At 41.2% G+C, this 14,009-nt stretch carries 12 protein-coding genes and 1 pseudogene; all 13 read left to right on the forward strand.

Annotated elements, in window-relative coordinates:
* Positions 1–356: 356 nt before the first annotated feature.
* Positions 357–875: a ribosome maturation factor RimM gene (gene rimM, locus JOC28_RS06860; protein WP_205009956.1), complete on the forward strand. Its 519-nt coding sequence runs from the start codon at positions 357–359 to the stop codon at positions 873–875.
* On the forward strand, positions 862–1,581 hold the full coding sequence (trmD, locus tag JOC28_RS06865; protein ID WP_205009957.1) for a tRNA (guanosine(37)-N1)-methyltransferase TrmD: 720 nt from the start codon (positions 862–864) through the stop codon (positions 1,579–1,581). The genes rimM and trmD overlap by 14 nt, the downstream gene beginning before the upstream one ends.
* Positions 1,582–1,583: 2 nt before the next feature.
* Positions 1,584–2,207, forward strand: coding sequence for an alpha/beta fold hydrolase (locus JOC28_RS06870; RefSeq protein ID WP_205009958.1), 624 nt, complete (start codon positions 1,584–1,586; stop codon positions 2,205–2,207).
* 2 nt (positions 2,208–2,209) lie between these two features.
* Positions 2,210–2,695: pseudogene (locus JOC28_RS10735) on the forward strand (GrpB family protein); the annotation flags it as partial.
* 24 nt (positions 2,696–2,719) lie between these two features.
* Positions 2,720–3,718: an NAD(P)/FAD-dependent oxidoreductase gene (locus JOC28_RS06875; RefSeq protein WP_239548907.1), complete on the forward strand. Its 999-nt coding sequence runs from the start codon at positions 2,720–2,722 to the stop codon at positions 3,716–3,718.
* 165 nt (positions 3,719–3,883) lie between these two features.
* Positions 3,884–4,636: a DeoR family transcriptional regulator gene (locus tag JOC28_RS06880; RefSeq protein ID WP_205009960.1), complete on the forward strand. Its 753-nt coding sequence runs from the start codon at positions 3,884–3,886 to the stop codon at positions 4,634–4,636.
* On the forward strand, positions 4,633–5,544 hold the full coding sequence (gene pfkB, locus JOC28_RS06885) for a 1-phosphofructokinase (RefSeq protein WP_205009961.1): 912 nt from the start codon (positions 4,633–4,635) through the stop codon (positions 5,542–5,544). The genes JOC28_RS06880 and pfkB overlap by 4 nt, the downstream gene beginning before the upstream one ends.
* Complete coding sequence (locus JOC28_RS06890) at positions 5,541–7,502, forward strand: PTS fructose transporter subunit IIABC (RefSeq protein WP_205009962.1); 1,962 nt, start codon at positions 5,541–5,543, stop codon at positions 7,500–7,502. The genes pfkB and JOC28_RS06890 overlap by 4 nt, the downstream gene beginning before the upstream one ends.
* 287 nt (positions 7,503–7,789) lie before the next feature.
* Positions 7,790–10,030, forward strand: coding sequence for a 5-methyltetrahydropteroyltriglutamate--homocysteine S-methyltransferase (metE, locus tag JOC28_RS06895; protein ID WP_205009963.1), 2,241 nt, complete (start codon positions 7,790–7,792; stop codon positions 10,028–10,030).
* 71 nt (positions 10,031–10,101) lie between these two features.
* Entirely contained in the window at positions 10,102–11,934 is a 1,833-nt protein-coding gene (locus JOC28_RS06900; protein WP_205009964.1) for a bifunctional homocysteine S-methyltransferase/methylenetetrahydrofolate reductase, read from the forward strand.
* 404 nt (positions 11,935–12,338) lie between these two features.
* Positions 12,339–12,959, forward strand: coding sequence for a glucosaminidase domain-containing protein (locus JOC28_RS06905; RefSeq protein ID WP_205009965.1), 621 nt, complete (start codon positions 12,339–12,341; stop codon positions 12,957–12,959).
* Positions 12,960–13,070: 111 nt separating this feature from the next.
* The gene (locus JOC28_RS06910; protein WP_205009966.1) at positions 13,071–13,685 is read left to right on the forward strand and encodes a TetR/AcrR family transcriptional regulator; all 615 of its coding nucleotides are present in this window, start codon (positions 13,071–13,073) and stop codon (positions 13,683–13,685) included.
* 9 nt (positions 13,686–13,694) lie between these two features.
* Positions 13,695–13,994 carry a YciI family protein gene (locus JOC28_RS06915; protein ID WP_205009967.1) on the forward strand — a complete coding sequence of 100 codons (300 nt, stop codon included), beginning with the start codon at positions 13,695–13,697 and terminating at the stop codon, positions 13,992–13,994.
* The last annotated feature ends 15 nt before the right edge of the window (positions 13,995–14,009 follow it).

Consider the following 14,009-nt stretch of genomic DNA (forward strand, 5'->3'; position numbering starts at 1 on the left):
ATAAGACAATAACCACGTAACGGCTACTGTCTTGATATTATTTTTGGGCTTAAAGCATTGATATACTTGACAAATGGTAGAAAATTATAGAGCCTTTTTCTTTTGCTTCTAGAAAGGCGTGCAAAATCAGTCTTTTCATGATAAAATAAGAGTTACTGGACAAAAATGTCTGGTTTCTAGAATTTATATGAAAAAACTTGAATCAGAATTTCGGTTTTAATTCTTGGTGAATTGCCGAGCGATTTCAAGTTGAAAAGGAACTTAGCCAGTAAGTTTTAAGATAAAGCTAGTAGACTCTTTGATATCTTAAATTTAAAAGAAATGAAGACAATCTACTATGATATAAAGGAATAACTATGGAATATTTTAACGTCGGGAAAATTGTGAATACGCAGGGCTTGCAGGGTGAGATGCGTGTCTTGTCAGTAACAGACTTTGCAGATGAGCGCTTCAAAAAAGGAAATACCCTTGCTCTCTTCAACGATAAGGATCAATTTGTTATGGATGTCGAAATTGCTAGCCATCGTAAGCAGAAGAATTTTGACATCATCAAATTTAAAGGCATGTATCATATCAATGACATTGAAAAGTACAAGGGATTTTCTCTCAAGGTTGCTGAGGAAAATCTGACAGACCTTGAAGATGGTGAGTTTTATTATCACGAAATCATTGGTCTTGATGTCTATGAGAATGATGTTTTGATTGGTCAAATCAAAGAAATCCTTCAACCGGGTGCCAATGATGTCTGGGTAGTCAAACGCAAAGGAAAAAAAGACCTCTTGCTACCTTACATTCCGCCAGTAGTTTTGTCAGTTGACATCGAAGGTAATCGTGTAGAAGTAGAGCTTTTGGAAGGGCTTGATGATGAAAATTGATATCTTGACCCTCTTTCCAGAAATGTTCGCACCGCTTGAGCATTCTATTGTCGGAAAAGCCAAAGACAAAGGTCTTTTAGAGATTAACTATCATAATTTCCGTGAAAACGCTGAAAAGGCTCGTCATGTTGACGATGAGCCATACGGTGGTGGACAGGGGATGCTTTTGCGAGCGCAGCCTATTTTTGATACCATTGATAAGATTGAGGCTAAAAATCCTCGTGTCATCTTGCTTGATCCAGCAGGACGCACCTTTGACCAAAGCTATGCTGAAGAGCTGGCTCAGGAGGATGAGTTGATTTTCATCTGTGGTCATTATGAGGGCTATGATGAGCGTATCAAGACCTTGGTGACTGATGAGATTTCGCTGGGTGACTTTGTCTTGACTGGTGGTGAGTTGGCGGCAATGACCATGGTTGATGCCACTGTTCGTCTCATTCCTGATGTTATCGGTAAGGAAGCCAGCCATCAGGATGACTCTTTCTCATCAGGTTTGCTGGAGTATCCGCAGTACACACGTCCTTACGAATACCGTGGCATGACGGTTCCAGATGTCCTCATGAGTGGTCATCATGAGAATATCCGTCAGTGGCGTTTGGAGCAAAGCTTGCGCAAAACACTTCAACGTCGTCCAGACTTGCTGGAAAACTATGACTTTTCAGAAGAAGAAGCCAAGCTTTTGGAGAAGATTAAGAAAGAAGGCTAGATATGAAATTGCTCTTTTTGCACGGACTTGGACAGACTGCAGATAGTTGGCATCCAGTTATGAAATCACTCTCTGGCTATGATTGTCAAGCTTTGGAATTATTTGACCAAGGCAGATTGCCTGAAAATCTTCAAATCATGCAGGACAAGGTCAAGCAAGCGATTGAACAATCTGATGAAGAGGTCTGCTTGGTCGGACTTTCTCTAGGTGCTATGTTAGCCCTGTCGATGACAGAGCTGGTTTCTCCTAAACTTAAGGGGATAGTTTCCTGTGCAGGTCAATACCAATTCGTGCAGAATCGAGCCTACAAACGCCAAATTTTTCTCTTTAGACTGCTTCCCAAAGGCTTTTTCAGAAAGCATGGTCTAGATAAATTATCTATGCTAACTTTCTATAAGTCTTTGTCGGGTTTTGATGTTAGCCAGACCTTGAAAGAGACGAATTTACCAATTAAACTTATCTGTGGACAAAATGATCCCGTCAATCTTAAGGTCGCTGAGGAATTGAAAAACTTGATTCCAAACTCAAGCCTTGATATTATTGCTGATTCAGGTCATGTAATCAATAAAGATCAACCTGAAGAGCTCGCAAGACAGATACAGACTTTTGTAGAAAGTATGATTTAGTCATGAAAACAGAAAAAGTTGAGGTGCTGCCTTATCAGAAGTCTTGGTCAGAAGACTTTAAAAAGATTTCTGAGGAAATCTACGAGGTATTGGGAGAATTGTTGCTTGCTATTGAACATGTTGGTTCGACAGCAGTAGTTGGCTTATCAGCTAAACCTATTATTGATATAGACCTTGTTGTGTCAGATGAACGCGATCTTAAAGAGGCAATTTCAAAGCTAGAAAGAGCTGGTTATCAGCATGAAGGTGATTTAGGTATTCCAGGTCGCCATGCATTTGCCTATCAAGGAAAAGAGCATCTTCAGACGCATCATTTATATTTACTTTGTCAAAATGCTGATGAGTTGAGACGACATAAAGCATTTAGAGATTTTTTACGTCATCACCCTAAAGAGGTCCTTGAATACAGTAAAGTAAAAGAAATAGCAGCTAAAGCCTATCTAGACGATATTGAGTCATATATGAAGGCTAAAAGTGATATCATTGAAAAAATTTATAAGGAGATAGATAAGATGTCAGAAAATACAGTAGTTGATATTACAATCATTGGTGGTGGTCCAGTTGGACTATGGACAGCATTCTACGCTGGACTTCGTGGAATGAAGGTTAAAATTATCGAAAGTCTTTCTGAGTTGGGTGGACAGCCTGCTGTTCTCTACCCAGAGAAAAAAATCTACGATATTCCAGCCTATCCTGTTATTACTGGTGCTGAATTGACGGAAAATTTGGTAGAGCAGTTGAAACGTTTTGAAGCAACTACCGAAATTTGTCTAAAAGAGGAAGTTTTGACCTTCGAAAAAAATGAAGATATCTTCACGATTGAAACAAGCAAAGGTCAACATCAGTCAAAATCTATCATTATCGCCTGCGGTAACGGTGCTTTTTCACCACGTCAAATTGGCTTAGACAATGAAGACGAATTTGCCGATAATAACCTTTTCTACAATGTTCACAAGCTTGATCAGTTTGCAGGCAAAAAAGTGGTTATCGCTGGTGGTGGTGACTCAGCCGTTGACTGGGCTAACCACTTGGATGGTATTGCCGAGAGCGTGACGCTTATTCACCGTCGCGATGCCTTTCGTGCCCACGAGCATAGTGTGGAAGAGCTTAAAGCCTCAAACGTCAATATCTTGACGCCTTATGTTCCACTTGAGTTAACTGGTGACAATGGCTTTGCTAAGAGCTTGAAAGTCCAAAAAGTTAAATCTGAAGAGACACTTGATTTGGAAGTGGATGCTCTGATCGTCAGCTTTGGTTTTTCAACCAATAACAAGAACCTTAAGAATTGGAATGTGGACTACAAACGCTCAAGCATCCACGTTTCACCACGTTTTGAAACTAGCCTAGAAGGGGTCTATGCAGTTGGAGACGCTGCAGATTACGATGGTAAGGTTGACTTGATTGCGACAGGATTTGGTGAAGCACCAACTGCCGTTAACCAAGCTATCAACTACATCTATCCAGACAGTGACAACCGTGCTGTTCACTCAACATCATTGATTGATGAATAATTTTTTATAGAAGAAAACTAGTAAGATGGAGCTATTCTCTAAAAATCTTGCTAGTTTTTTGTTAGAAAAATTACAAAAAATGATTTTTTTTGAATGTTTTTGAAAGAAAGTGTTGACCTTTTGTAAAGTCAGCGTTATAATAGTAGCTGTAAACGATTACAGGAGGTGGTTGACATTCTTAAATCTGAACGCAAACAGATTATTATTGAGAAGATAAATGCAGACCACTTTGTAACCTTGGATACCTTGGTTGATTTGTTAGATACTTCTGAATCAACAGTCAGACGTGATTTAGATGAACTTTCAACTGAGAAAAAACTACGTCGTGTTCATGGCGGTGCAGAGAAGTATCAGAGTTTACAAGAAGAACTGTCAAATCTTCAAAAGTCTATCAAAAACGTTCATGATAAGGAAAGCATTGCACGTTTTAGCCAGACCTTAATTGATGAAGGTGACGTTATCTTTGTTGATGCAGGAACGACCAACGAGCTATTGATTCGTGAAATAGCCAAAGATGGTGTAACTGTTGTCACAAATTCCATTCACCATGCTGCCAAGCTGGTTGAAAAAAATATCAAGACCTTGATTATTGGTGGCTTTGTCAAACAATCGACAGATGCCAGTATCGGTCATCTAGCCGTGGAGCAATTGTCTAAATTGAATTTTGACAAGGCTTTTATCGGGGCAAATGGTGTTGATGCCGACCACATCACTACACCAGATATTGAGGAAGCGGTCATCAAACAGATGGTGGTAGAAAATGCTAAGAAGACTTATGTTCTGGCAGATGCTTCCAAAATCGGTCATATTTCTTTTGTTAAGATTACAAGTATCGATAAGATTGAGCTTGTAACCAATGCAAGAGATCATGAGTTATTAGAGAAAATAAAAGAAAAAACGAGGGTTTACGAGGTATGATTTATACAGTTACCTTAAATCCATCCATTGACTTCATTGTCCGTCTGGATAAGGTGGAAATCGGTGCAGTCAATCGTATGGATAGCGACGACAAGTTCGCTGGTGGTAAAGGGATTAATGTTAGCCGTATTTTACAACGACTTGGTTATGACAATACGGCAACAGGATTTATCGGTGGCTTCACTGGACGCTTTGTAGAAGAAGGTCTGGATAAGGAAGGCATCAAAACTCAGTTTGTTTCAGTTGACCAAGATACACGTATCAACGTTAAAATCAAGGCTGACGATGAGACTGAAATCAACGGTGCTGGTCCTGTCATCAGTGAAAGCCAGTTGGCAGAGCTTGAGACTATCCTTTCATCACTCAATCAAGGAGATGTGGTTGTCTTTGCTGGATCTGCTCCAGCAAACCTTGGCAATCAAGTTTACAATCGCTTGATTCCTCTTGCTAAAAAAGCTGGCGCTGAAGTTGTTTGTGACTTTGAAGGACAGACTCTCCTAGATTCACTCAATTATGAGCCACTCTTGGTTAAACCAAATAACCACGAATTGGAAGCTATCTTCGGTGTCAAATTGAACGGACTTGATGACGTTGAAAAATACGCACGTGAAATTCTTGCCAAAGGTGCTAAAAACGTTATTATCTCTATGGCAGGAGATGGAGCTCTGCTTGTTACCAAAGAAGCAGCCTACTTTGCCAAACCAATCAAAGGTCAAGTGAAAAACTCTGTTGGAGCAGGTGACTCAATGGTTGCAGGTTTCACTGGTGAATTTGTAACATCAGGTGACCCAATCGAAGCACTTAAATGGGGTGTTGCTTGTGGAACATCAACAGCCTTTTCTGATGACCTAGCTGATATTGCATTTATTAAAGAAACTTATGAAAAAGTTGAGGTAGAAAAACGATGAAAATTCAAGATCTTCTAAGAAAAGAAGTCATGATCATGGATTTGCAAGCAACTACTAAAGAAGCTGCAATCGATGAAATGATTACAAGCCTTGTTGCGGCTGGAGTTGTAACTGATTTTGATACTTTTAAAACAGGTATCATGAATCGTGAAGCGCAAACGTCTACTGGTTTGGGTGATGGAATTGCAATGCCACACAGTAAGAATGCTGCGGTTAAAGAAGCGACTGTTCTTTTTGCTAAATCAGCATCAGGTGTTGACTATGAATCACTTGATGGTCAACCAACTGATCTCTTCTTTATGATTGCTGCGCCAGACGGAGCTAACGATACGCACTTGGCTGCGCTAGCAGAATTATCAAAATATCTTTTGAAAGACGGTTTTGCTAACAACTTACGTCAAGTAACAAGTCCAGACCAAGTCATTGCAGCCTTTGATGCAGCAGAAGAAGACAATAAAGCTGCAGAAGCTGCTAAGACTGCACCAGTCTCAGATGACAAACCACTTATCGTTGCCGTAACAGCTTGTACGACTGGTATCGCCCACACTTACATGGCTGAAGAAGCCCTCATCAAACAAGGTGAAGAGATGGGTGTAACTGTTCGTGTTGAAACAAATGGTGCATCAGGTGTTGGTAATCGTTTGACTGCTGATGAAATTGCGCGTGCAAAAGGTGTTATTATTGCAGCAGATAAAGCAGTTGAAATGCCACGTTTCGACGGTAAGCCATTAGTATCACGTCCAGTTGCTGACGGTATCAAGAAAACAGAAGAACTTATTAACTTGGTTCTTGATGGAAAAGCTGATACTTACCAAGCAGGTGAGGGAGCAGCAGCTTCATCAGAATCATCAGAAAAACTCAGTCTTGGTGGTGCTTTCTACAAACACTTGATGAGTGGTGTTTCGCAAATGCTTCCATTCGTTATCGGTGGTGGTATCATGATCGCCCTTGCTTTCTTGATTGATAACTTTGTAGGTGTTCCTAAAGATCAATTGGGCAATCTTGGATCATACAGCGAGCTTGCAGCGCTCTTCAAGAGTGTTGGTAATGCAGCCTTTGGCTTTATGCTTCCTGTTCTTGCAGGTTATATTGCTTATTCAATCGCTGAAAAACCAGGTCTTGTAGCAGGTTTTGTGGCTGGTTCAATTGCATCTTCAGGTCTTGCTTGGGGTAAAGTACCATTTGCATCAGGTGGTGATGCAACTCTTAACTTGTCAGGAATTCCATCAGGTTTCCTTGGAGCGCTTGTAGGTGGTTTCCTTGCTGGTGGTGTTATCCTTGTACTTCGTAAGCTCTTAGCTGGTTTGCCACGTTCACTTGAGGGTATTCGTTCAATCCTTCTTTACCCATTGCTTGGTGTGTTTGTAACTGGATTCTTGATGCTTTTTGTCAATATTCCAATGGCAGCAATCAACACAGCTCTTAATGGTTTCCTTGAAAGTCTTTCAGGTAGCTCTGCTATTCTCATGGGGCTTGTTCTTGGAGGCATGATGGCTATCGATATGGGTGGTCCATTTAACAAGGCGGCTTATGTCTTTGGTACGGGTACTTTGGCAGCTTCAGTTGCAGATGGTGGTTCAGTAGTTATGGCGGCAGTTATGGCTGGTGGTATGGTTCCACCGCTTGCAGTCTTCTTTGCAACTCTTTTCTTCAAAAATAAATTTACTGAAGAAGAACGTAACTCAGGTTTGACAAACATCATCATGGGATTGTCATTTATTACAGAAGGAGCTATTCCATTTGGTGCTGCTGACCCAGCTCGTGCTATCCCAAGCTTTATGGTTGGTTCTGCTCTTGCAGGTGCTCTTGTTGGACTTGCAGGAATTAAATTGATGGCGCCACACGGAGGTATCTTCGTTATCGCCCTTACATCAAATCCGCTCCTTTACATCCTCTTCGTTTTGGTTGGTGCAGTGGTTTCAGGACTTCTCTTCGGAGCCCTTCGTAAAGCAAAATAATAATAATCGAGAGAGCTTAGGCTCTCTTTTTTTGTGTTTGTAAATAGCAGAGCAATTTTCTGAAAAGAGTGAGAAAGCAGATTCTGTCTGCTTTGTTTTGGATAATTCCCTAGTGGTGATATAGTTAAAAACTATAACAGGTGCTAAGTGTATAGTTAAAAACTATAACACACCCTAAAGAGATAGAATAGCTGAAACTATTGATTTTAAAGGGTTTCTTGGATAAAATATAAACCATAACAAATGAAAATATTTAGTTTTAAACTATATGGGTATAGGAGGCAACTATGACACAAGTATCAAATCTAGGTTATCCACGTTTGGGTGAGAATCGCGAATGGAAAAAAGCTATTGAAGCCTACTGGGCAGGAAATCAGACTCAGGAGCAACTTGAAGAGAATCTTCGTGAACTTCGTCTTGATGCTTTGAAAAAGCAAGCTGAAGCAGGAATTGATCTGATTCCGGTTGGAGATTTCTCATTCTATGACCATATTTTAGATCTATCTTATCAGTTCAATATTATTCCTGATCGCTTTGCTAATCAGGAGTCTAGCTTGGATCTTTACTACGCAATCGCACGTGGGAATAAGGAAAATGTAGCTTCATCAATGAAAAAATGGTTCAATACCAACTATCACTACATCGTTCCTGAGTGGTCAAGTCGTACCAAACCACGTTTGACAAATACACGTCTCTTGGATCTCTACAAGGAAGCACGTGAGCAAGTTGGCGACAAGGCTAAGCCAGTTATTACAGGCCCTATCACTTACGTAGCTCTTTCATCTGGTGTTGATGATTTCACTGTAGCGGTGAAAAAATTGCTTCCGCTATACAAGGAAGTCTTCACTCAGTTGGTAGATGCTGGTGCGACTTATATCCAAGTGGATGAGCCAATCTTTGTAACCGATGAGGGTGAAGAATTAGTAGAGGCTGCAAAATGCGTCTACGCCTACTTTGCCAAAGAAGTTCCACAAGCCAAACTTGTCTTCCAAACTTACTTTGAAGCCTTGGTAAAAGCTGATCAGCTATCTGACCTTCCTGTTGCAGCCTTTGGTCTTGACCTAGTACACGGTCGTGAGGAAAATCTTGATGCCATCAACAAGGGTTACTTTGAAGGAAAAGAAGTTTTTGCAGGTGTTGTCAATGGTCGTAATATCTGGGCGGTTGATTTGAAAGCGTCAGCAGATATTCTCCAAGCCATCGAAGGAAAAGTTGCCAAATTGGTTGTTCAGCCATCATCAAGCCTTCTCCATGTTCCTGTGACAACTAAAAACGAGACTGAGCTTGAGCCTGTTTTGAAAAATGGCCTAGCCTTCGCTGATGAAAAACTAGTTGAATTGCGACTCTTGGCGGACCGTCTGGATGGTAAGGAATCAGAAGGCTTCGCTAAACATGTAGCAGACTTTGATGCACTTCAAGCAGCTGACTTCCGTCATGTTCAATTGGAAGATATTTCAAGTGTTAAAACGGAGCGTGCACCATTTGCAGACCGTCAAAAAATTCAAGCTGCCAAATTGAACTTGCCAATTCTTCCTACGACAACTATCGGGTCATTCCCTCAGTCACCAGAAATCCGTCGTACACGTCTGGCATGGAAACGTGGTGATATTTCAGATCAAGATTATAAAGACTTCATCAATCAAGAGATTGCTCGTTGGATTAAGATTCAGGAAGATTTGGACTTGGATGTCTTGGTACACGGTGAATTTGAACGTGTTGACATGGTTGAGTTCTTCGGTCAAAAATTGGCTGGATTTACCACAACCAAACTGGGTTGGGTGCAATCATACGGTTCTCGTGCCGTGAAACCACCAATCATCTACGGAGATGTTAAGCACATTCAACCTTTAACAGTTGAAGAGACTGTCTATGCTCAAAGTCTGACAGATCGTCCTGTTAAGGGAATGTTGACTGGTCCTATTACCATTACCAACTGGTCATTTGAACGTGATGATATTTCACGCGCAGACCTTTTCAATCAAATCGCCCTTGCTATCAAGGATGAAATTGCTCTACTTGAAGAGGCTGGCATTGCCATTATCCAAGTGGATGAGGCAGCGCTACGTGAAGGTTTGCCACTACGCAAGGCTAAACAAAAAGCCTATCTTGATGATGCCGTAGCTTCATTCAGAATCGCAACATCATCAGTTGAAGATGATACGCAAATCCACACTCACATGTGTTATTCAAAATTCGATGAAATTATCGATTCTATCCGAGCCCTTGATGCGGATGTGATTTCAATCGAAACAAGCCGTAGCCACGGTGATATTATTGAGAGCTTTGAAACAGCTGTTTACCCACTTGGTATCGGACTTGGTGTCTACGACATTCACTCACCTCGTGTGCCAAGCCAAGATGAAGTAGTGGCTAATATCAAACGCCCACTACAACGTTTGTCAAAAGAGCAATTCTGGGTTAACCCTGACTGTGGTCTGAAAACACGTCGTGAGCCTGAAACAATTGCAGCACTTGAAATCCTTGTAGCATCAACCAAGGAAGTTCGTCAACAACTAAAAAACCGCTAATCATCTGAGAGAGGGGAGGTAGCTCTCTTCTCTCTTTTATAATTTCAAAAGCGGATAAGAAAGGAAAATCCATGTCCACATTTTTAGAACGTTTAAAATCAGATATTTTAGTAGCTGATGGGGCTATGGGAACTCTCTTGTACGCCTATGGATTGGATACTTGTCATGAGTCCTATAATCTTACCCATCCTGAGCAGGTAACGGCTATTCACCGAGCTTATATCGAAGCGGGTGCTGATGTCATTCAGACTAATACCTACGGTGCACAGCGATTTCGCCTAAAAAACTATGGTCTTGAAGACCAAGTTGCCCAAATCAATAAGGCTGGCGCTGAGTTGGCTCGTCGTGTGGCTGGTGATAAGACCTTTGTCTTGGGGACAATTGGCGGTTTTCGCTCTCAGCGTCAATGCGACCTGACCATGGACCAAATCTTGGAACAAACTTTGGAGCAGGTGACTGCTCTGCTTGAAACTCAAGTTCTGGATGGTCTTCTTTTTGAGACCTACTATGATATTGATGAGTTGACTCAGGTTTTGCAGGCGGTTCGTCCATTGACAGACCTACCAATCGTGACCAACGTTTCCCTTCACGAGGCTGGGATTACTGCGGATGGGAAACCTATTGTAGAAGCGCTCAGCCGTCTGGTTATGCTTGGTGCTGATGTGGTGGGGCTTAACTGTCATCTAGGTCCTTATCACATGATTCAGTCCCTCAAGCAGGTGCCTCTCTTTGCCCAGTCTTATCTGGCAGTCTATCCAAATGCCAGTCAGCTTGCCATTGATGGTGAGAGTAGCCAGTTCCAATTTAGCCAGAATGCTGCTTATTTTGGAAAATCAGCAGAGCTCTTGGTCGCTGAAGGGGCAAGGCTTATTGGTGGCTGCTGTGGAACAACGCCTGAACATATCAGAGCCATTCGCAGAGCGGTAAAAGGTCTTAAACCCATTGAACGCAAGGTCGTTACACCTCTCATACCAGAAGCCGACTTTGTCCAACGTGTCCGAAGAACAGATACCTTGGTAGACAAGGTTAAAAAAGATATCACCATCATTGCAGAGCTTGACCCACCTAAACATCTGGATGTCGAAAAATTCACAGAAGCAGTCAAGGCTATTGACCAGAAAGACATCGCAGCAATCACGCTAGCTGACAATTCACTGTCCAATACACGCATCTGCAATCTCAGTCTGGCAACGCTCTTGAAAGAAGAAGTTAAAACACCCTTCCTTTTACATTTGACCTGTCGTGACCACAATTTGATTGGTCTGCAGTCACGCTTGATGGGTATGGATTTACTTGGTTTCAATCATCTTTTGGCTGTCACTGGTGATCCGACCAAGATGGGGGATTTCCCAGGTGCAACAAGTGTCTACGATGTGACCTCTTTCAAGTTACTAGGTCTGATTAAACAACTCAATCAGGGTCAGTCATATAGCGGAGCAAGCCTACGTCGACAAACAGATTTTACAGTTGCAGCGGCCTTCAATCCAAATGTGAAAAACCTCTCTCGTTCTATCAGATTGATTGAAAAGAAAGTGGCTGCGGGTGCTGATTACTTTATGACTCAGCCCATTTTTGAAAGTCACATTATTGAAGAGTTGGCAGATGTGACCAAGGATGTTGATCAACCCTTCTTCGTGGGTATCATGCCGATTACCAGCTACAATAATGCTGTCTTTCTGCACAATGAGGTACCCGGCATTCAATTATCAGAGGAATTTCTTGCTCAGCTTGAAGCCGTCAAAGATGACAGAGAAGCCTGTCAGAAGGTGGCACTAGATGAAAGTAAGCGTCTGATTGATACAGCTCTTAAACACTTTAAGGGAATCTACCTAATCACACCCTTCTTGAGATATGATTTGACACTAGAGTTGATTGATTACATTCAAGAGCAAACGCAAGCATAGAAGAACTGGGGCAACCCAGTTTCAGAATGTAGACAAACCTAACTTTCAACGGAATTGGATACAAAAGCTCTGCTTGTTTAAAATAAATCTTCCTATTTCATGCGAGCGTTAGCGAGCATCTCAAGATACTTCCGCCGTGGTGAAAGTGTAAGAAATGCTTTTATATAGGCATTTCTTACACTCGGAATATTTGAGACAGTAGGCTCAAATATTAGTCATGGAATTCCGTAGGAAGTCGCTGACGTCCGACATCACTTAAGGAAAGTATCGAAAAAGACTTCGTCTTCAACCAGGAACTGGGGCAACCCAGTTTTTTTCTGGTAGAAATAGTTATTTTTTGTTACACTAAGACAATCACAGTAAGACTTTATTGTGTTGTTTAAATTTTGTGTAAAGGAGTGCCTATGGCAAAGAAGCGCAAGCTATTTTCATCCAAAAAAATACCGACCTCTCTTCTTGCGGCTCTCTGTTTGATTATGGCGATTGGTTTGATTGTTGTCTATGCCTATCAGCAAACAGCTAATCAGATCTTGGTTGCCAACAATGAAAATCAGTCAGATTCAAATCAAGTCACTCAGGATTTTATAGAAGAGATTTCGGCGTCAGCCAGTTTGATTGCTCAAAAAAATGATCTCTATGCTTCAGTCATGATAGCGCAAGCTATTTTGGAGTCAAATAGTGGTCAGTCAGTGCTCAGTAATTCTCCTGCTTATAATCTCTTTGGTATCAAGGGGGATTATCAAGGAAACTCTGTTGTCATGCAGACTTGGGAGGATGACGGAAGTGGTCAGACTTATACTATTGATGCTCAATTTAGAGCCTACCCAAGTCGTTCTGCCTCTCTTGAAGATTATGCAGCGCTGTTAGATAAGGATATTTATCAATCAGTTCATAAATCTCAGACAAGTTCTTATACGGATGCTACGGCAGCATTGACGGGAACTTATGCGACGGATACTTCCTACGGTAGTAAGTTGAATTCTATCATTGAGCGTTATGGATTGCTTATATATGATACGCCTTAAAAGTTGGGATAAATTTATCTCAACTTTTTGATGGTTTTTATTTGACACGGTGTCACAAAAGAGTATAATAAAGACATAATTTGACACGAAGTCGGATTAAGAAAGGGAGATATGGCAAAAATTTCAAAAGAAGAGACTATCAGACGAAGAGAGGAAATCTTGGAAATCTGTCAACACCTCTATGAACATCGTCGCTTGAAAGACATTACAATCAATGAAATCGGTAAGCAAGTCAGTTTTTCACGAACTGCGATTTATTCCTACTTTAATAACAAGGAAGAAATTTTTCTGGCGCTTTTAAAGCAGGAGTATGAGAAATGGATTGCTGACTTGGAGAGCTTGTTGACTGTAGATTTAAAAGATAAATCAGACTTTGCGTCAGCTATTGCAACTAGTCTCGATCCGAGAAGTATTATGCTTAAGATTTTAGCTATTGATATGGAGAGTTTGGATGCGGAGTCTCGTATGGAACACTTGATTTCTTTTAAGGTCGTATATGGTAAGTCCTTGCAGCTTTTTCAAGATTTGTTAAGAAAGCATTTTCCTGACTTAGACCATAGCAAGGTCACGCATATCACTTTTGCTTTCTTCCCTTTTCTCTATGGGGTTTACCCTTATGTTCAGGTGACAGAAAAGCAGAAGGAAGCCATGGATTTGGCTGCTGTACCCTATTCCTATCTCAATCAGCATGACTTGATTGAGCAAACGTTGATAACACTTTTGTGAGGTAAAAACATGTATTTAATCGATATTACAATTAAGGCTGACCAAGTGCCAGCAGAACAAGCAGATGAGCTCTTGGCTGGACACCGAGCTTGGTTTGGTGAACAAGCTAAGGCTGGACATTTCTTGGTCGTAGGACCTTATCGTGATAAGAAACTAGCTGGAGTGGTGATGGCTCAGGCAAATAGCAGAGCTGAACTTGATGCTATTATCGCTAAGGATGCTTACTATCCAGATTTGGCAACCTATACTGTTCAAGAATTTCAAGCCAACATCATTGCAGATAATATGACAGACTATAAAGGTCAATAATAAGAAATAAAGAGG

The sequence above is a fragment of the Streptococcus loxodontisalivarius genome, assembly GCF_016908645.1.
Lineage (GTDB): Bacteria > Bacillota > Bacilli > Lactobacillales > Streptococcaceae > Streptococcus > Streptococcus loxodontisalivarius.

Bases quoted from the DNA above. Each gene is read 5' to 3' on its own strand.
- metE (WP_205009963.1), top strand. From the start codon at position 7,790: ATGACACAAGTATCAAATCTAGGTTATCCACGTTTGGGTGAGAATCGC.
- JOC28_RS06905 (WP_205009965.1), top strand. From the start codon at position 12,339: ATGGCAAAGAAGCGCAAGCTATTTTCATCCAAAAAAATACCGACCTCT.
- JOC28_RS06900 (WP_205009964.1), top strand. From the start codon at position 10,102: ATGTCCACATTTTTAGAACGTTTAAAATCAGATATTTTAGTAGCTGAT.
- JOC28_RS06870 (WP_205009958.1), top strand. From the start codon at position 1,584: ATGAAATTGCTCTTTTTGCACGGACTTGGACAGACTGCAGATAGTTGG.
- JOC28_RS06890 (WP_205009962.1), top strand. From the start codon at position 5,541: ATGAAAATTCAAGATCTTCTAAGAAAAGAAGTCATGATCATGGATTTG.
- JOC28_RS06875 (WP_239548907.1), top strand. From the start codon at position 2,720: ATGTCAGAAAATACAGTAGTTGATATTACAATCATTGGTGGTGGTCCA.
- rimM (WP_205009956.1), top strand. From the start codon at position 357: ATGGAATATTTTAACGTCGGGAAAATTGTGAATACGCAGGGCTTGCAG.
- JOC28_RS06915 (WP_205009967.1), top strand. From the start codon at position 13,695: ATGTATTTAATCGATATTACAATTAAGGCTGACCAAGTGCCAGCAGAA.
- pfkB (WP_205009961.1), top strand. From the start codon at position 4,633: ATGATTTATACAGTTACCTTAAATCCATCCATTGACTTCATTGTCCGT.
- JOC28_RS06910 (WP_205009966.1), top strand. From the start codon at position 13,071: ATGGCAAAAATTTCAAAAGAAGAGACTATCAGACGAAGAGAGGAAATC.
- trmD (WP_205009957.1), top strand. From the start codon at position 862: ATGATGAAAATTGATATCTTGACCCTCTTTCCAGAAATGTTCGCACCG.